Consider the following 17,332-nt stretch of genomic DNA (forward strand, 5'->3'; position numbering starts at 1 on the left):
CAGTTGCTTGCCGAAACGCGGATAAAGGGGTTTCGATCGCGGCCGATCGAGGGACGCGAGCGCGACGAATCCCCGTCGGCGAACGTGCCGATCGTCTCGGCCGTCACTCCCGATCGTCGTCGCTCCAGTCACACTCCTGGCACTTGAACCCGGTTATGAACTCGGTCACGCTCGGCATGTATCCGACCGAGATGACGTCGCCGCCGCACTCCGGGCAGTCGCGGTCGGCGTCCGTGATGGATTCCGCCTCTAACACCGACTCGCCTTCGACTAGCTCCGCCAGCTTCTCGGGCGTCACCATCCGCCCCTGCACGACGCGGTTTGACATACCCGGCGTACGCGACGGAGCACCTAAACACCGGCGACACGCGCAGATCGGACGGCCGAGTAGCGGCCCTCCGCTCCGACCGTCGACCTACAGCCAGGGCGCGCGCGAATCGTCCTCCGCGAACGGATCCGTTCCGTCGGACTCCTCGTCGGTCTCCGACGGCTCGCCGCCGTTCGCGAGGACCGCCACGTCGTCGTCGACGATGTGTCCGGGTTCGGCCGGCGGGGCGTCGAGCGGCGGATCCGTCGGCTCCAACCCGTCCGCGTCGTCGCTGTCCGCAATCGCATCGTCGGACGCGGACGCATCTCCGTCGGGCGACGCACCGTTCGCTGGCGCGTCTCCCGGCCGGTCGGGGTCGGCACCGGGCTCCGCGGACGGGCCGGCGTTCGGATCGTACGCGAACAGGGCGGTCACGGCGAGCACGGCGAGCGCGATCGGCGCGTCGGTCTGCATGAGGTCGAACGGACCGAGCAGGATCGGTAACGCGAGCACGCCGAGCGCGACCGCGGACCCGAACCGGAATCGGTCGATATCGACGCGACCGCGGAGATGCGGGGACAAAACCGCGATCGTCAGCGCGAACGCGACGCCGACGCCGGCCGCGGCGGCCCCGTTGACCACGTACTCCGGCGAGGTCTCGATCGCGAAGCCGGCGGGCTCGAAGCTCGCGACGAGTCCGAGCGCGATGATGACGCCGGGGCTCGGCAGGTGTTCGCCGATCTCGGAACTCGCCGTCTTGGCTGCGATCGTGAGGATAACGAGTCCGGCGAACCGCTCGAAGACGGGGAGGTTCAGGAATCCCCGAAAGGTGGGTGCGAACGCGGCCTCGACCGCGGCGAGCGGAACGATGACCGCGCCGATCAACAGCACCGACGAGACCATCTGCTTGCGGTCCCCGTCCATCTCGGCGAGTATCACGGCCGCGGTCGCCGATCCGCCGAATATCAGGATTCCGGTCTCGACGATGCCGGTCGCCGTCCCCATGACGCCGGCGACGACGAGGGCCGGGAAGATCCCGTCGACGAGCGGGAGCACCATCACGGTCGCGAGCAGCTTCGTCGCGCTGCCGACTCTCCGCTCTAGGCGGAGGGCGACAGGATGACGTGAGACGCTCATTCAGGGCAGATATCCCTGACCGGGGGGGTGGCGGTGGGAAGCGGACGACCCGCGATAGCCGAGGGCCCGGCAAACGGAGTCGAATCCGCGAGCGGCCCGACGAGCCCCTGTAAACCATTTGCGCGTATTGCCGGCTGTAAAGCCGATGCCGAGATCACAGATCGGCCGGCCGGCGGTGCGCGTGGTCACGGGACTGTCGGAGTCCATACACGGTATACGCGTTTCGGTCGCGTTAAAGGTTGTGTGATATGTACCCGCACACGATTGCGGATGTGTGGACGTTCTTTATATAGAACATATGGATACGCCTAAAAATCCCCGGTTACGGCGACGGAACCACGCCGGAGCAGCGCTCGGCCGATACATGGCCGATACGTTCGAGGCCACGAGCGGTGGATTCACGATCGTGCGCTCGTTGATCCACATTTGTGTATCATTTGTGAGTTTGGATGACAACGACGTGCACGTCTGTGCTGACTCGCAACGCTTTTTATCGGGGGCTCACGACGGTTTATATGGCGACAGATTCTGGCCAATTCTCTGTGAAGCTTGACGTTCCAGAGGCGCTGACGTTCGACGACGTGCTTCTTCGACCCAAAGAGAGCCGAGTCGAGCCCGACGACGCCGACCTCTCCGCGCGCGTCTCGAAGAACGTCGAAATCACCGTCCCGGTCCTCTCGGCGGCGATGGACACCGTCACCGAGAGCGATCTCGCGATCGCGATGGCCCGCGAGGGCGGGCTCGGCGTCCTCCACCGCAACATGACCGTCGAGGAGACGGCCGCGGAGGTCGAGCGCATCAAGCGCGCCCACGAACTCGTCATTCGACGCGAGGACGTCGTGACCGTCTCGCCCGACAACACCGTCCGCGAGGCCGATGAGCTGATGGAGAAAGAGGGAGTCTCCGGCGCGCCGGTCATCGACGACGACGACACCGTGCTCGGGATCATCTCGGGGACTGACATCCGTCCGTACTTGGAGGTCGGTGAGGACGACGCGGTCCGCGAGGCGATGACCGACGAGGTCATCACCGCGCCAGAGGATGTCGACGCCCGCGAGGCGCTGGAGCTGATGTACGATCACAAGATCGAGCGCGTCCCGATAGTCGACGACGACAGGCTCGTCGGGCTCGTCACGATGCAGGGAATCTTACAGCGGCGCGAACACGAGGAGGCGGCCCGCGACGACGACGGACGACTGCTCGCCGGCGTCGCCGTCGGTCCGTTCGAGGAGGAGCGCGCGGTCGCGGCCGACGAGGCCGACGTCGACGTTATCTTCATCGACTGCGCGCACGCCCACAACCTCAACGTGCTCGACTCGGCGAGAGCGATCAAAGAGACGGTCGACGCCGACGTCGTCGTCGGGAACGTCGGGACGCGCGAGGCCGCCGAGGCCGCGATCGACTTCGCCGACGGACTGAAGGTTGGTATCGGACCGGGGTCGATCTGTACGACGCGCGTCGTGAGCGGTGCGGGGATGCCGCAGATGACGGCCGTGTCCGAGGTCGCGGATGTCGCCTCCGAACACGACGTTCCGGTTATCGCCGACGGTGGAATTCGCTACTCCGGCGACGCCATCAAGGCGCTCGCCGCGGGCGCGAACGCGGTCATGCTCGGTTCGTACTTCGCCGGTACCGACGAGGCACCGGGGCGCGTCATCACGATGCAGGGGAAAAAGTACAAGCAGTACCGCGGGATGGGCTCCGTCGGCGCGATGAAGTCCGGCGGCGGCGACCGCTACCTCAAAGAGGAAAGCGAGGACGAGGAGTTCGTCCCGGAGGGCGTCGAGGCCGCGACGCCGTACAAGGGCAGCCTCGCCTCCGAGCTTCACCAGCTCACCGGCGGCATGCGCTCAGGGATGGGATACGTGGGCGCGGAGACCGTCCCCGGGCTCCACGAGCGGGCCGAGTTCGTTCGCGTCTCCAGCGCCGGCCAGACCGAGGGCCATCCGCACGACGTGATGATCACCGACGAGGCCCCGAACTACAGCCCGAACGAGTGAGCCGGGCGGGGACCGATCCCGCCGGACGCCGGGAGGCGAAAGCGGCGACGCAGACCAGAAAAGGTATTTTAATATAGTCCGCGCAGAGACGAATCCTGTGAGCGAACACCTCGTCGCTCCGGTCAATCATGAGTGAGCAACCGCCGCTCGTCCTCGTGGTCGAGGACGAACCCGACTTGGCCGACCTGTACGCCGCGTGGCTCGGCGACGAGTACCGCGTCTTGACCGCGTACGGTGGACAGGAGGCGCTCGACCAGATCGACGAGGCCGACGACGACGTGGACGCGATCCTGCTCGATAGACGAATGCCCGGGCTCTCCGGCGACGAGGTGCTCTCGGCCGTCAGAGAGCGCGGTATCGACTGCCGCGTCGCGATGGTTACGGCTGTCGAGCCGGACTTCGATATCCTGAAGATGGGGTTCGACGACTACCTCGTGAAGCCGGTCACGAGCGACACCCTCCGCGAGACTGTCGACGGGCTGTTGCGCCGCGGCGAGTACGACACGGACGTTCAGGAACTGTTCTCGTTGACCTCGAAGAAAGCGATACTAGAAACCGAAAAGAGCGCCACGGAGCTGGCCGACAACGAGGAGTACCAGAATCTGACGGAGCGGATCGAAGAGCTCCGAGCAAAGGCGGACAATTCACTGGAAGCGGTGACCGAAGACGACGATTTCGAGCGGCTGTTCTCCGAGTTCGACGTAGAAGAGTGAACGGTCGAACGAAAGTCGGTGATTTCTGGCGGCGAGACGGCGTCTCGCGGAGACAGATATCTGCGGCGACTGTTTAAATACGACGCCGCCGAATCAGCGATCCAATGCGTGTTCGGGATCTCCCGCTTTCGGCGTCGCACACCGACCACTTCGTCGAGCGGGGGATCCGAGAGCTGTACCCGCCGCAAGCGGCGGCTGTCGACGCCGGGGTCTGTGAAGGATCGAACGTCGTCGCCGCAATCCCGACCGCCTCCGGAAAGACCTTCATCGCACAGCTCGGCCTGTTGACGGCGGATGGTCCGGGGTTGTACGTCTGTCCGCTCCGCGCGCTCGCCCGCGAGAAGTACGAGTCGTTCGCGGCGCTGCCCGGACTCGACGTCGGTATCTCTACCGGTGACTTCGCAGCGTCGGAAGGGGATCTCGCGGGCAACGACATCGTCGTGGCGACGAGCGAGAAGGTCGACTCAGCGATCCGGAACGGCGCGTCGTGGGTCGACGAACTGGCGTGCGTGGTCGTCGACGAGGTCCACCTCCTCGATGCGGAACGTCGCGGGCCGACTCTCGAAGTGACGCTCGCGACGCTCCGTCGGAAGAATCCGGACATACAGGTCGTCGCGCTCTCGGCGACCGTCGACAATCCGGAGGCGATCGCGGCGTGGCTGGACGCGACTCTCGTCGAGTCCGACTGGCGACCGGTCGACCTCCGTACCGGTGTGGCCGTCGGCGAGTCGATCGCATTCGACGACGGAACGGCCCGCGAGGTCCCGATCGATGAATCCGCTCGCGAGGGCGGACGCGGCGACCACGCCGACACCGACGTCACGGCCGCGCTCGTCGGCGACACGGTCGACGAGGGAGGGCAGTGTCTCGCGTTCGTGCGGTCGCGGGCGGAGGCGGCGTCGCTGGCACAGCGGCTCGCCGCGGACGGGCTCGCAGAGCGGATGGGGATCGAGGCGACCGCGGCCGCTGTCGGCGACGAGGCCGCCGCGGTCGATGGCACGGTGACCGGCCGCCAGCTCGCCGACTGCCTCCGGTCGGGCGTCGCGTTCCACCACGCCGGTCTGCGGTCCGGTCACCGCGCCGTGGTCGAATCTGCGTTCCGAGACCGCAAACTGGCCTGTATCTGTGCCACACCGACGCTCGCGGCGGGAGTCAACGTCCCGGCGCGGCGCGTGGTCGTTCGCGATCAGAAACGCTACTCCGGGTCGGCGATGGAATGGCTTCCGACTCTCGAAGTACACCAGATGTGCGGACGAGCCGGCCGCCCCGGGCTCGATCCACACGGCGAGGCCGTACTCGTCGGGGATCCGGACACCAGAGACGACCTCGTCGAGCGGTATATCGAGGGCGAGCCGGAGGCCGTCGAATCGACGCTCGCGGATCCGGCCTCGCTGCGGACGCACGTCCTCTCGGCGATCGCGACCGGATTCGCCGAGACCGAATCGGAGATCCTTGACGTGTTCGAGGGGACGTTCTACGCTCGCGAGGCGGGTGCCGGCGGGCTGGCGGACGCGGTCGCGGCCGCCGTCGACGATCTTGTCTCGGCCGAGATGGTACGTCGGGAGACCGCGGGCGGCGTCGGCGACTACCGACTGGTCGCCACGCCGGTCGGCGAGACGACCTCGAAGCAGTACGTGCGACCGGAGACGGGCGAGCGGATCGTCGACGGCCTCCGGACCGCCGCGGCCATGTCGGACGCGAGGACGCTCACCGCCTTCGAACTGATCTGCGACACGCCGGACATGCAAGACACCTACCTCGGCAACGAGGAACGCGCAGAGATGTACCGGTTCGCACGAGCGAATGCCGGGGCGTTGACTACGGGAATGCACGAGACGGGCGACTTCGAGGAGTGGTTGGAGTCGGTGAAGACGGCTCGCATCCTCGACGAGTGGATCGGCGGCGCGACCGCAGAGGAACTCGTCGAGGCCTATCGGATCGGCCCGGGCGATCTCGACTCACGAATCGAACGCGCGGAGTGGCTGTTGAGCGCGGCAGAGGCGCTCGCGGACACGGTCGGCGTCAGCGTACCGTCGGTGCCGCGAGCGCGCTCGCGGCTGTGAGAGTTCGCGCCGAAACGAACCGCAGAATGGACGGGGGTTACGGCTGGTCAGTCCGCCGGTTCGATAGCCCTGTGAAACGGGGTTCGGGCGATCGTCTTCCGGAGGTCGGCCAGCGAGTCACGGCCCACTTCGCCGGCGACTGACATCACGGCGAACACCTCCTGTCTGGATATCTTCACGCCGGTTTCGGTGAGGGCGTCTTCCGGGCGGGAACTGAGTTCGCGGAGGGTTCCCACGGCCAGCAGATACGGAACCGTCCACGCCTCCATCGTGTTCCCGTTCGAGAGCGGCATCGTCTCCAAGTACGCCTGCGCGTCGTCGAGGAACGAGCGAGCGAAGTCGGCGGTCCGGTCGACGACGCGGGCGGACGACTCCCTGTTCGCCGGGTGGACGACCCGCTCTTGGTCGACCCCCTCGTCGGCGAGCCACTCCGCGGGGAGGTAGACGTTGTTCTCCTCGGTGTAGTCGTCGTACACGTCCTTCGAGACGTTCACGAGCTGCAGGAGGAGGCCGAACTCCTCGGCGGTGTCGCGGAGTCGCCGCGCGCGGTCCTCGGTGACGTCGCCGCGGGTGAGGAGATTCGTGATGAGATTGCCGACGGTGCCGGCGGCGTAGTAGCAGTACTGCTCTAGCTCGTCGCGGTCGTCGATACGGAGCCCGCCCTCGGTGGCGTGGCGGTCTACGAACATCGCCATCCCGTCGACCATCTCGACGACGGGGGGAACGATCGCGGCGCGAGCCTCTGGGTCGAGTTCCTCGAACGTCGCCACGATCGTCGGGGCTTCGGCGACGACCTCCCAGTCGTCGTTGCGGTCGTCGGGGGCCGGAAGCCACTCGTCGACCGCCTCGCGGAAGGCCGCGATGTCGACGTCGCTGTCGGGGTCGATCGCGCGGCGGTACGTCCGCAGAACGTCGCTCTGGGCGGCAGGCGGGATGTGTCCCGCGTCCTCGACGGTGTCGGCGACCCGACAGAGGAGATACCCCACACAGATCTGCGAGGCCATCGGCTCCTCCAACACATCGACGGTCAGCGCGAAAGTTCGGGAGACGCCCTGAACCGCCTCGTGACACCACGAGAGGTCGGGTTCGACCGGGCCGTGTGCTCGTCCGCTCATTCAGGTATGCGTTCTTACGTCACAACGCATAAAAAGCCTCGTGGAACGGCGCAGCGGGTGCCCGTCGGACGGGCGGCCCGTCACACCGCCGGATAGCTGGCGAGTCTCCCGCTCGATGAGCCGGCGTCTGACGGAGTCCCGTGAACAACCGTGTAGAAACGGCTAAGTCGGCGTGCGGGAAGCGATCGCCATGGAGTTCACGTTCTCCGCGGAGCAGCGGCAGATCCGCGACACCGTCGCGTCGTTCGTCGACGAGGAGGTCGTCCCGCGGGCCGCCGAGATCGACGCGACCGACGAGTTCCCCGCGGATCTGGTGAGTGAAATGGCCGACCTCGGACTCATGGGAATGCCGTTTCCCGTGGAGTACGGCGGAGCGGGCCTCGATTACCACAGCTACGTGCTCGGGCTCGCGGAGATCGCCCGCGGCTCCGGCGGACTCGGAACTGTCGTCGCCGCTCACACCTCTCTCGCCGGAACCACAATATACGAGTTCGGCGACGGGCCTCAGAAAGAGAAGTACCTCACGTCGCTCGCTGCGGGCGACGACATCGGCGCGTTCGCGCTCTCGGAGGCGGAATCCGGGTCGGACGTGTCCTCCATGTCTACGACGGCGGAGCGCGACGGCGACGGCTACGTCGTGAACGGCGGGAAGCTGTGGATCTCGAACGGCTCCGTCGCCGACACGGTTGTCCTCTTCGCGAAGACGGACCCGGACGCCGGCCGAGACGGGATCTCCGCGTTCGTCGTCCGCCCCGACGCAGACGAGGGTTTCGTCGTTGAGGGGACGGAGGAGAAGCTCGGCGACAAGGGATGTCCCACCGCTGAGCTGCGATTCGACGACATGTGGCTCCCCGAACGCCGGCTCCTCGGCGAGGAGGGCGAGGGATTCGTGCAGGCGCTGCAGACGCTGAACGGGGGCCGTATCACCATCGCCGCACGCTCCGTCGGCATCGCCCGTGCCGCGCTCGACGAGGCGACCTCGTACGCGAAAGAGCGCGAGCAGTTCGACAGACCGATCGCCGACTTCCAAGCGATCCAGCACAAACTCGCCGACATGGACACGAAAGCACGCGCCGCGGAGCTGTTGATGCACGAGGCGGCTGACCTGAAGATGCGCGACGAGTCGTTCGTGAAGGAGGCCGCACAGGCGAAGCTGTACGCCTCGGAGATCGCCCGCGAAGTCGCCAACGAGGGGATTCAGATCCACGGCGGCTACGGCTACACGAAGGATTTCCCGGCAGAGCGCTTCTACCGGGACGCGAAGCTCTCCGAGATATACGAGGGGACGAGCGAAGTGCTGCGGAACACGATCGCCCAGCGGCTGCTCGACGAGTAGGCCGCCGTCGGGTCGTTCAGCGGGAGGTTCTGACAGTTACCGGCCGGGCCCGTCGTGGTCGGTGTTGCTGTCGTCGCTACTGTCGTCGGCGTCGCTACTGTCGTCGGCGTCGCTACTGTCGTCGGCGTCGCTACTGTCGTCGGCGTCGCTACTGTCGTCGGCGTCGCTACTGTCGTCGGCGTCGCTACTGTCGTCGGCGTCGCTACTGTCGTCGGCGTCGCTGGGAGCATCGCCATCGGTGCCGCCAGCGTCGTCGCCGGTGTCGCGGTCGTTGTCGCTCTCGTTCCGGTGTGCCACGTCGGCGTCCGACGGGAACCGATCGACCGCGTAGTCGCCGGTGTCGACGCGCTCTGCCGGCTCGGAATAATCGCGATCGCTCCCCGCGAAGTCGGGTCGGATCACGCCGTCGTCCGGAGGCTCGGCGGCGGCGTCCGTGGCGTCTCCGACGACATCACCGTCGGCGTTCTCGTTGTCTGTGACTGCATCACCTTCGGTGTTCTCGTTGTCCGTGACTGCATCGCTGTCGGTGTCCCCGTTGCCCGTGCCCGCGCCAGCGTCTGTGCCCGCGTCGCTTCCGGGCTTCTCGTCTCCGCGTTCACGTTCGATCCACTCGAACCCGCTTCGCCCACGCCGGCGCGCCGCCACGGCCGCGTGGAGCCGCTCGCGAAGCGTCTCACGGAGGTCGCTTGCCTCGTCGACCGCGATATCGATGGCGGCGGCCTCGTCACCGGTGAGTGAACTTGACCCGGCAGTGTCGGCGACGATCGTCGCCACGCCCCACCGGCGCTGGAACACGGTGCGACTGTCGATGACGTTCTGGATCCGGTAGTACGGGACGACGGCCACCGTGCGGCTCCAGAACCCGTTCCGCGTGAGAAGGTGGTCCTCTCCGACCCAGTAGCCGCGGTGTTTCCACTTGAGGTGGGCGGCGGGCGGCACGGCGAGGAGGAGGGCGAGGGGACCGAACCACGGCAGGTCAGCGGCAAGATACCAGTCGATAGCGAACGCGATTCCGGTGAGAACTCCGACCGCCATCGCGTACCGGACCACGTACCGCCAGCGGATCCGCTTCGGTGGCCGCTCGAAGCTCGGATCGCCGAACGACTCCACCTCGCGCGCGAGACGGTAGACGCGCTCTGTCGCGGCGATCGGGACCGCCGACTGGCTCCCCTGATCGCCGCTCTGTCCCGGCGCGTAGCCGGCGGTCTCGATGGAGAGGCTCGCGTAGCCGAGCGCGCGCTTCGCCGGGTTGTCCGAGATCGTGAGCGTCTGGACCTTCTCCGTCGGTATCGACCCGCTGTACCGGCGAAAGAGACCGCGCTCGTACCGCAGTTCGTCGCCGGCGCGAGAGAGTCGGAAGCCGTAGTAGTTCGAGAACGCGACGCCCGCGCCGAGCACCCACGACACGAGGAACAGTCCGCCGACGGCGACGAGCGCGGTCGCGGTAAGCGCCGCGGCGTCGGCCTCCGGGAGGAACCCCGAGAGCACGGGGAACGATCCAGAGCTCAGGAACGCCAACAGGCCGATCAGGCGGCCGTCGAACGACAACGCGCCGACGAGCGCCAGCTCTTTCGGCGAAATGGCGAACAGCTCCGCCTCGGCGTTCTCGACCGCCGCGTCGGCCGTACCGGTGGTGGCGGTTCCGTCGGCGTCAGCGCCCGCGCCGCGTTTGTCGCCCGATCCGCTCTTGCGACGCTGGACTTCGCGCCGGATTCTCGTCGCCTCGTCCGGGGTGACGAACCGGATCGATCCCTCGGTGCTCGATCCGCCGGCCGTCTCCAGGTCGACGGCCGCGATCCCGATCGCCCGCTGGATCACGCTCTGGCTCACGTCGACGTTCTGGATCCGTCGGTAGGGGATCTCTCGCTCCCGACGCGAGATCACACCCGAAGCGATGTCGAGCGTGTCGGCGGTGAGTTCGTAATCGAACCGGCGGTAGTACGCCGTCTCGTAGCTGAAGGCGGCGAGGAGCATCGCACCGGCGACTCCGATCGCGAGCGGGAGCCCCCAGTCGTTGCTGTTCACGACGAAGAAGGCGACGACGACGAATCCCGATACCTTCTGAAGCGCGCGGTACGGGATCGACTGGGGCGCGAGCTTCACACCGCGTCCTCCCCGTCGGCGCGGATCGCGAGCCGCTTCAGTTCCTCGCGGAGGTCGCTCGCTCCGTCGGGCGTCAGTCCCGGAATACGCACGTCTGCCCCCCGTGAACCGGCGGTGTACACCACACAGGATGCGAGACCGACGCCGCGTTCGACGGGGCCGCGGCGCGAGTCGACGTGCTGGATCCGCACCAGCGGGACGGTGGTCCGGACCTGCGTGATCACGCCGCGGTCGAGGTACAGCGCGTCCTCGCGGATCTCGTAGCTCCATCGACGGTACTTCAACACGGCGTGTGCGACGCCGACGACGAGCGCGACCCCGCCAGCCGCGACCGGCGACCACCTGGGCAGGTACCCCAGATACGCCGCGGCGGCGAACGGGAGGGAGAGTAACACGGCGAGGAGCGCAGCGCGGAGGATCCACACGATCCGTATGCGGGAATGAAGCGACTGAGCGGTCATCGGTCCGCCCCCGTCGCGCGTCGGAGAGTCATACCCCAGGGTTGTCGACGACGGATTATAAGTCCCGGCCGTCGGTACGCGGCGGCGCGAAGCGGTGCGGCCCGCGGCCGTTCGCGGCCGTTCGCGACCGTTCGCGGGTGTGCGTCTCCGATCAGACCGGACGGATGCGGTCGGCCGTCACGTCGATCGGGTCGGCGACGTGTGCGATCGGCTCGCCGTCGGGGCGCTCGAAGCCGTTCGCCGCGAACAGCGTGTTCGCTCGTCGCTCGACGGTCGCGTCGCGAAGCGTCCACGGCTCGTGAGCGATCTCGCCGACGTACAGTTCTCGGCCGGCCGCGTAAAACCGGTAGTTCTCGACGAGGAAGGCGTCGCGCGAGTCCGGGTCCGGCACGTACGCGTCCCCCGTCGGTCCATAGGTCGCGTCGAAACGGGCGGGCGGGGCGTCGCGGTGGACCCGACGGCTGGTGAACCGAATCGTCTCGCCGTCGCGGCGCGCCGTCATCTCCGCCAGGTAGTACGGCAGCGCGAACAGCCGCCGCGCGACCGCGACGCCGAGCCGATCGTCGGCGTCCAGATTGTAGAAGTAGACTCCCGGTCCCGCAGGTCCCTCGACGTAGGTTCGGAGGTTCAACTCCGGAAACGAGAGCCCGATCGGCGACCCCCGCGGGCGGATGTCGTCCATCACGAACGCGACGACGCCGAGGTAGGCGTCGCCGTCGTACGCCGCGACCGAGAGCCCCGGCGGCAGCGTCTCCTCGACGACGGCGGGGTCGACCGCCCAGTGGCAGAACAGCCCGTCGCGCCACGTCATCTCCAGCCAGCGAGGAGCGGCCATACCGATCGTCGGTGCTCGACGGACAAAGGCGGTACGGCGGACGGGCGACTCGGTGGACCGTCTAGGGTTAAAACGGACCGCCGCCGGACGGTCCGCTCGGCGGTCCGACCGTCGACTCCTCGGCGTCTTTCCATTCTCCGAGTCCGGACGGGTCGAGGTGGACGTGGACGTCGCCCACGTCGTCGAGCGCGCGGAGCCCTCTGACGAGTTCGGTCTCGACGTCGTGTGCCTCTCGGAGCGTCATCGACCCATCGACTTCGACGTGGACTTCGACCTCCAGGTCGGTCCCGTCGTAGTACACGGTGAGGTCGTGGACGCCTTCGACCGCCGCGTGGTCGTGCAGCGCCGCGATGACGCGGTCGCGGTCGGCGTCCGGCGGCGCGGCACCGACCAGGTACGTCACGTTCTCGCGACCGATCTCGATCCCCTGATACACGACGAGGAGGCTGACGAGCGCCCCGGCGATCGGGTCGAGAACCGGAAATCCGAGGAAGACGCCGAAGATGCCGACCAGCGCCGCGATCGTCGTGTAGATGTCGTTGAGACAGTCGGCCGAGAGAGCGGTCAGCGCCGTGGATCCCAGCGACGCGTTCACGCGCTCGGTGTACCAGTAGAGGAGGTACATGTCGGCCACCGCGAACAGCAGCGCTGCGACCAAGATCGGGCTCGCAGCGACGTCCGCGGGACCGAGAAGCCCCGAGACCGACTCGCGTAACAGGAGGAGCCCGAGGATCACGATCGTCGCACCGACGAACAGAGCAGTCAGCGGTTCGATCCGCTGGTGACCGTGCGGATGGGTCTCGTCCGGGTCGTCGTACCGCGCGCCCCCCCAGACGAGGACGACGGCGCTCGCGACGAGGTCCGCGACCGAGTGGGCGGCGTCGGCGACGAGCGCGACGCTCCCGAAGGTGAGACCGGCCGCGCCCTCGACGAGGATCTTGGCCACGTTCCCGAGGACGTTCACCGCCGCGGCTCGCCGGAACCGCGCCTTCTCGCTCCCGGGACCGGGACGCCACATACGTCCGAACCGTCGGCGGCCGCGTTTAATAACCTCGTGACTGGCGTTTCGGAAACGCCGACGGGTGACGGTGCGTTCTCCGACTGACGCGCTCGCCGCTCACGAGCGCGTCTCCCTCGATGCTGCCACCGGTTCGCCTTCGATGCTGCCACCGGTTCGCCTCCTCCCGCGTATCAACGCTGAGGACTGGCGGTGATATTTTAAATGCGTTGGCGACGGACGTGTCCGTATGAACCGCAGCGAGCGCGGCCAGAGCGAGGTGATCGGCGTCGTGCTCCTGCTGGGGATCACCGTCGCCGCCGTGACGGCCACGGTGGCGACGGGGAGCGTCGCGCTCGGACTCATCACCGACGAAGCCCGATCGTCGGGCGTGGAAAACGGGATGTCGCAGCTCTCCTCGCAGTCCAGCCTCGTCGCGCTCGGCGAGACGGACGCACGGCGGTTCGACCTCGGATCCGTCGACGGCGGACAGCTCCGGCTGAACGAGAGCGCGGGGCACGTCGAGGTGCGGATCGAAAACGGCACCGACGGAGAGACGACGGTGTACAACGACTCGATAGGCACGCTGGAGTACGTCGGGGAGGAGCGCACCGTCGCGCTCCAGGGCGGAGGCGTCTGGACGTCTTCGAACGGCTACGGACGGATGATCTCGCCGCCGGAGTACCACTACCGAGGGACCACGCTCACGTTCCCGATCGTGCGGCTGACCGGAACGGAGCAAACGCCGCAGCGCGGAACCGGAACCGTCAGCCGGTCCGCGGGCGATCCGGACGCGGTCACCGCCACGCGGAACCCGCTCGAAAACGGGACCGTCGTCGTGGAGGTCCAGAGCGACTACTACGAGGGCTGGTACGAGTTCTTCAGCCAGCGCGCCGACGGCTCGGTGACCAAGTACGACGCCAACCAAACGACCGTCGCACGCTTGGTCGTGCCGGACGAGGTGACGTTCGACCGACCATTGTCTGTGACCACCGTAGGAGGATACAGCCATAAAGGTGGATCAGATAAGGAATTGAGCGAAACTCAGTACAAAGAAGACGTGACCGTACCCTCCCCAAATGCACACATTGCAGATATGGTTGAATTGGCGTCAGATGACAACGACAACAGCGACGAATCCTGTGTGAATACGGACGGATTTGATGGATGTGGTACAATCGGTCCTGGGACATACTACTTTGATAACGATCCAACTGTCAACGACGATCTTGATTTCGACACGACAGATGGAGATGTCACAGTCGTCGTCGATGGCGATTTCAATATTGGAAGTAATAATCTCACCATTGTCGATGACAGCGACAACAGTGTCACCTACTACATCAACGGTTCACTGGACCTTCAGGGAGATCCGTTTGTCGGCACCGAAGAAGATTCGATCGACGCCGATCGGACACAGTTCTACGTCGCCGAAGGGTTTCTCGACGGTAGCGGCGGCGATGGAAACCCGACGATCGAGGCGATCGTTTACGCGCCGAACGCAGACGTAGAGACAAGGGGAAATCCCACGCTTCGAGGTGCGTTCGTAACGAACTCACTCGAAACTCGCGGAAATCCGCAACTTGAGTACGACACAGATCTCGCCGAGATGGAAATCACGATCACCGGCGGTACCGGACAGAACCCGATCACCTATCTCCACGTGAGCGAGAACGTCGTCGAGGTCGAGTTCGACTAACTTTTTCCGAGATAATAGCGGGCGGGCCGCCGTCGTGGCACCGTCGTAACGCCTAAGAACGAAACGCTCCTCGGTTACGGTAATGAATCATGAGCTTTTCGTTCGAGGTGGTCCCCGTGGGCGTCGAGATTAAGGAGACGGAGGTGAGCGACGAGGACTTCGAGGAGATGAAGGCGTTTGTGAGAGACTACCTCGCAGCCAGCGTCGAAAGCGAGGAGGACGGCGGTCGTATGCGGTGGTACCCGTGGCACTCGGCCGACTACCGGTTCAACCACATCCTCAACGTCGTCGATCTCGCGACCGAGATCGCCGAATCCGAGGAGGCCGACGTCGACGTGGTCCGCGTCGCGGCGGTGTTCCACGACGTGGCGAAGTTGGAGGTCGACCAAGACGTCCACGCCGAGGCCGGCGCACGCGTCGCCCGCGAGTACCTCACGAGCCGCGGCAACTACCCGGAGTCGTTCGTCGACGAGGTGTGCGGCGCGGTCGTCGACCACTCGTACACGGGCGACCTCGACGACGTCCCCCTGGAGAGCCGGTGTCTGATCGAAGCCGACGTGCTCGACAAAGTGGGCGCGAACGGTGCCGTCCTGATGCTGTTGCGGATGGGATACGAGTCTCGCACGCACATGGACGCCGCGAAGATGGTCGATCGCGTCCTGCAGCGGGCACACGATCACACCGAACGCGTCGTCTCCGACAGCGCCGAGAGCATCGCACACCGGCGAATAAAACGCGTGAAGTGGCTGTGCGAATGGCTCGAAGAGGAGGTCTCGCGGATGGACTCCGACGGCGTCACCAGCCGCTGAGGAGTCGGCGGCGTATTGCGGCTCCCGATCGTCGTACCTCCGGCTCGAACCTCAAGTACCTCCGGCTCGAACCTCAAGTACCTCCGGCTCGAACCTCAAGTACCTCCGGCTCGAACCTCAAGTACCTCCGGCTCGAACCTCAAGTACCTCCGGCTCGAACCTCAAGTACCTCCGGCTCGAACCTCAAGTACCTCCGGCTCGAACCTCAAGTACCTCCGGCTCGAACCTCAAGTACCTCCGGCTCGAACCTCAAGTACCTCCGGCTCGAACCTCAAGTACCTCCGGCTCGAACCTCAAGTACCTCCGGCTCGAACCTCAAGTACCTCCGGCTCGAACCTCAAGTACCTCCGGCTCGAACCTCAAGTACCTCCGGCTCGAACCTCAAGTACCTCCGGCTCGAACCTCAAGTACCTCCGGCTCGAACCTCAAGTACCTCCGGCTCGAACCTCAAGTACCTCCGGCTCGAACCTCAAGTACCTCCGGCTCGAACCTCAAGTACCTCCGGCTCGAACCTCAAGCTTCAATGGGCGCGGGCGTGTGCCGTCCGTATGAGCGATCAACAGCTTCGAAAGGACGCACACGACCTCGACGTCACCGTCTGGGTCGGGAAACACGGCGTCGACGCGGTCGTCGACGAACTCGCAGACCAACTCGACGACCGCACGCTCGTCAAGGTGAAGTTCCTCCGCGCCGCTCGGGGCGGGACGACGACGGACGAGCTCGCGTCCGAACTGGCCGACGCGGTCGACGCGGACCTGATCGAGACGCGCGGAAACACGGCGGTGCTCCACTGATGGCCGCTGCGGCTTCGACGGAGCCCGTCGTCGCGATCAGCGGCGCGTTGAATCCGTACTTCGGCCCGTTCACGGCCACGGCCGTTGACGCAATAACGTTCTTCGGCGTGCTCGCAGCCGTGTACGTGGCGTTTAAGATCGCGATCATACCGCTGTCAGTGCGGGTGTTCGACCGCCGCGGTCTCGACGACCACGCGCGGAAGCCGATCCAGAAGCTTCTGGCCTTCGTCGTGTTCTTCGCCGGGATAACGATCGCGTTCGGTGCGGCCGGCTACGGCGACTTCCTGCAGTCGCTGGCGACGATCGGGGCGGCGGCGACGCTCGCTATCGGGTTCGCGCTGCAGGACGTGCTCAAGAACTTCGTCGCGGGCGTGTTCATCTTCACCGACAAGCCGTTCCGAATCGGCGACTGGATCGAGTGGCAGGGGAACTCGGGCGTCGTCGAAGACATCTCGCTACGGGTCACTCGCGTCAGGACGTTCGACAACGAGCTTCTGACGGTACCGAACCACGTGCTCACGGGCGACGTTATCAAAAACCCCGTCGCGAAGAAGACGCTCCGACTGAAGTTCGTCTTCGGCATCGATTACGAAGACGACATCGACAAGGCGACCGAGATCATCGTCGAGGAGGCCGAACGGAGCGAGGCCATTCTGGACGACCCCGCCCCGTCGGTGCGGCTGACAGAACTCGCGGACTCGTACGTCGGGCTGCAGTCGCGGATCTGGATCGACGACCCTTCTCGCGCGGACTTCGTGAAGGCTCGAGCCGATTACGTGAAATCGGTCAAAGAGCGATTCGACGAGGAGGGCATCTCGATCCCGTTCCCGCAGCGCACCGTCTCGGGACGGAACTCGTGGGAGGAGCCGAGCGCGTTCGGCGGGAACTGATCGAGTTCGCTCCGCGTCGTATCGGGGTGGCACCGATAGTAACGAACTTGAGTCTCGGGTAACTCGTCTCTGG

The 17,332-nt window shown here is 66.1% G+C and carries 16 protein-coding genes; 8 read left to right on the plus strand and 8 right to left on the minus strand.

The features are described from left to right. Positions 1 to 103 precede the first annotated feature (103 nt). The 3 genes from ACZ45C_RS10685 to ACZ45C_RS10695 all read right to left on the minus strand — a co-directional run bounded on the left by ACZ45C_RS10685 (position 104) and on the right by ACZ45C_RS10695 (position 1,651). Positions 104 to 328: a DUF5795 family protein gene (locus tag ACZ45C_RS10685; RefSeq protein ID WP_460559124.1), complete on the minus strand. Its 225-nt coding sequence runs from the start codon at positions 326 to 328 to the stop codon at positions 104 to 106. An 87-nt stretch (positions 329 to 415) separates the two neighbouring features. Further along, positions 416 to 1,444 carry a DUF5794 domain-containing protein gene (locus ACZ45C_RS10690; RefSeq protein ID WP_460559126.1) on the minus strand — a complete coding sequence of 343 codons (1,029 nt, stop codon included), beginning with the start codon at positions 1,442 to 1,444 and terminating at the stop codon, positions 416 to 418. Further along, the gene (locus ACZ45C_RS10695; protein WP_464374317.1) at positions 1,445 to 1,651 is read right to left on the minus strand and encodes a DUF8099 family protein; all 207 of its coding nucleotides are present in this window, start codon (positions 1,649 to 1,651) and stop codon (positions 1,445 to 1,447) included. Between the two features lie 308 nt (positions 1,652 to 1,959). Here ACZ45C_RS10695 and guaB point away from each other — a divergent pair, with 308 nt between their 5' ends. From guaB to ACZ45C_RS10710, 3 genes are all read left to right on the plus strand, one after another. Further along, positions 1,960 to 3,444, plus strand: coding sequence for an IMP dehydrogenase (gene guaB / locus ACZ45C_RS10700; RefSeq protein ID WP_460559128.1), 1,485 nt, complete (start codon positions 1,960 to 1,962; stop codon positions 3,442 to 3,444). Between the two features lie 128 nt (positions 3,445 to 3,572). Next, positions 3,573 to 4,157: a HalX domain-containing protein gene (locus ACZ45C_RS10705; protein WP_460559130.1), complete on the plus strand. Its 585-nt coding sequence runs from the start codon at positions 3,573 to 3,575 to the stop codon at positions 4,155 to 4,157. Positions 4,158 to 4,261: 104 nt separating this feature from the next. Next, positions 4,262 to 6,220, plus strand: a complete 1,959-nt coding sequence (locus tag ACZ45C_RS10710) for a DEAD/DEAH box helicase (protein ID WP_460559132.1) — start codon at positions 4,262 to 4,264, stop codon at positions 6,218 to 6,220. A gap of 47 nt (positions 6,221 to 6,267) precedes the next feature. On the opposite strand, the gene ACZ45C_RS10715 is transcribed toward ACZ45C_RS10710, so the two are convergent. Further along, positions 6,268 to 7,335: a phytoene/squalene synthase family protein gene (locus ACZ45C_RS10715; RefSeq protein ID WP_460559134.1), complete on the minus strand. Its 1,068-nt coding sequence runs from the start codon at positions 7,333 to 7,335 to the stop codon at positions 6,268 to 6,270. A gap of 190 nt (positions 7,336 to 7,525) precedes the next feature. Here ACZ45C_RS10715 and ACZ45C_RS10720 point away from each other — a divergent pair, with 190 nt between their 5' ends. Next, positions 7,526 to 8,671: an acyl-CoA dehydrogenase family protein gene (locus ACZ45C_RS10720; protein ID WP_460559136.1), complete on the plus strand. Its 1,146-nt coding sequence runs from the start codon at positions 7,526 to 7,528 to the stop codon at positions 8,669 to 8,671. 36 nt (positions 8,672 to 8,707) lie between these two features. Here ACZ45C_RS10720 and ACZ45C_RS10725 read toward each other — a convergent pair whose 3' ends face one another. The 4 genes from ACZ45C_RS10725 to ACZ45C_RS10740 all read right to left on the minus strand — a co-directional run bounded on the left by ACZ45C_RS10725 (position 8,708) and on the right by ACZ45C_RS10740 (position 13,088). Further along, on the minus strand, positions 8,708 to 10,774 hold the full coding sequence (locus ACZ45C_RS10725; protein WP_464374318.1) for a PH domain-containing protein: 2,067 nt from the start codon (positions 10,772 to 10,774) through the stop codon (positions 8,708 to 8,710). Beyond that, positions 10,771 to 11,235 carry a PH domain-containing protein gene (locus tag ACZ45C_RS10730; protein ID WP_460559140.1) on the minus strand — a complete coding sequence of 155 codons (465 nt, stop codon included), beginning with the start codon at positions 11,233 to 11,235 and terminating at the stop codon, positions 10,771 to 10,773. Before ACZ45C_RS10730 ends, ACZ45C_RS10725 begins: the two co-directional genes overlap by 4 nt. A gap of 151 nt (positions 11,236 to 11,386) precedes the next feature. Beyond that, positions 11,387 to 12,070: a YqjF family protein gene (locus ACZ45C_RS10735; protein WP_460559142.1), complete on the minus strand. Its 684-nt coding sequence runs from the start codon at positions 12,068 to 12,070 to the stop codon at positions 11,387 to 11,389. Positions 12,071 to 12,137: 67 nt separating this feature from the next. Continuing rightward, entirely contained in the window at positions 12,138 to 13,088 is a 951-nt protein-coding gene (locus ACZ45C_RS10740; RefSeq protein ID WP_460559144.1) for a cation diffusion facilitator family transporter, read from the minus strand. Between the two features lie 229 nt (positions 13,089 to 13,317). Here ACZ45C_RS10740 and ACZ45C_RS10745 point away from each other — a divergent pair, with 229 nt between their 5' ends. From ACZ45C_RS10745 to ACZ45C_RS10760, 4 genes are all read left to right on the plus strand, one after another. Next, positions 13,318 to 14,766, plus strand: coding sequence for a DUF7289 family protein (locus ACZ45C_RS10745; protein WP_460559146.1), 1,449 nt, complete (start codon positions 13,318 to 13,320; stop codon positions 14,764 to 14,766). Positions 14,767 to 14,873: 107 nt separating this feature from the next. Beyond that, complete coding sequence (locus ACZ45C_RS10750; protein WP_460559156.1) at positions 14,874 to 15,575, plus strand: HD domain-containing protein; 702 nt, start codon at positions 14,874 to 14,876, stop codon at positions 15,573 to 15,575. 548 nt (positions 15,576 to 16,123) lie between these two features. Beyond that, positions 16,124 to 16,369: a YhbY family RNA-binding protein gene (locus tag ACZ45C_RS10755; RefSeq protein ID WP_460562703.1), complete on the plus strand. Its 246-nt coding sequence runs from the start codon at positions 16,124 to 16,126 to the stop codon at positions 16,367 to 16,369. After that, positions 16,369 to 17,259, plus strand: a complete 891-nt coding sequence (locus ACZ45C_RS10760) for a mechanosensitive ion channel family protein (RefSeq protein ID WP_460562702.1) — start codon at positions 16,369 to 16,371, stop codon at positions 17,257 to 17,259. The genes ACZ45C_RS10755 and ACZ45C_RS10760 overlap by 1 nt, the downstream gene beginning before the upstream one ends. Positions 17,260 to 17,332: the final 73 nt, after the last annotated feature.

Source organism: Halorubrum pallidum, from assembly GCF_055380345.1.

Bases quoted from the DNA above. Each gene is read 5' to 3' on its own strand.
- ACZ45C_RS10685 (WP_460559124.1), bottom strand. From the start codon at position 328: ATGTCAAACCGCGTCGTGCAGGGGCGGATGGTGACGCCCGAGAAGCTG.
- ACZ45C_RS10690 (WP_460559126.1), bottom strand. From the start codon at position 1,444: ATGAGCGTCTCACGTCATCCTGTCGCCCTCCGCCTAGAGCGGAGAGTC.
- ACZ45C_RS10695 (WP_464374317.1), bottom strand. From the start codon at position 1,651: ATGGACTCCGACAGTCCCGTGACCACGCGCACCGCCGGCCGGCCGATC.
- guaB (WP_460559128.1), top strand. From the start codon at position 1,960: ATGGCGACAGATTCTGGCCAATTCTCTGTGAAGCTTGACGTTCCAGAG.
- ACZ45C_RS10705 (WP_460559130.1), top strand. From the start codon at position 3,573: ATGAGTGAGCAACCGCCGCTCGTCCTCGTGGTCGAGGACGAACCCGAC.
- ACZ45C_RS10710 (WP_460559132.1), top strand. From the start codon at position 4,262: ATGCGTGTTCGGGATCTCCCGCTTTCGGCGTCGCACACCGACCACTTC.
- ACZ45C_RS10715 (WP_460559134.1), bottom strand. From the start codon at position 7,335: ATGAGCGGACGAGCACACGGCCCGGTCGAACCCGACCTCTCGTGGTGT.
- ACZ45C_RS10720 (WP_460559136.1), top strand. From the start codon at position 7,526: ATGGAGTTCACGTTCTCCGCGGAGCAGCGGCAGATCCGCGACACCGTC.
- ACZ45C_RS10730 (WP_460559140.1), bottom strand. From the start codon at position 11,235: ATGACCGCTCAGTCGCTTCATTCCCGCATACGGATCGTGTGGATCCTC.
- ACZ45C_RS10735 (WP_460559142.1), bottom strand. From the start codon at position 12,070: ATGGCCGCTCCTCGCTGGCTGGAGATGACGTGGCGCGACGGGCTGTTC.
- ACZ45C_RS10740 (WP_460559144.1), bottom strand. From the start codon at position 13,088: ATGTGGCGTCCCGGTCCCGGGAGCGAGAAGGCGCGGTTCCGGCGAGCC.
- ACZ45C_RS10745 (WP_460559146.1), top strand. From the start codon at position 13,318: ATGAACCGCAGCGAGCGCGGCCAGAGCGAGGTGATCGGCGTCGTGCTC.
- ACZ45C_RS10755 (WP_460562703.1), top strand. From the start codon at position 16,124: ATGAGCGATCAACAGCTTCGAAAGGACGCACACGACCTCGACGTCACC.
- ACZ45C_RS10760 (WP_460562702.1), top strand. From the start codon at position 16,369: ATGGCCGCTGCGGCTTCGACGGAGCCCGTCGTCGCGATCAGCGGCGCG.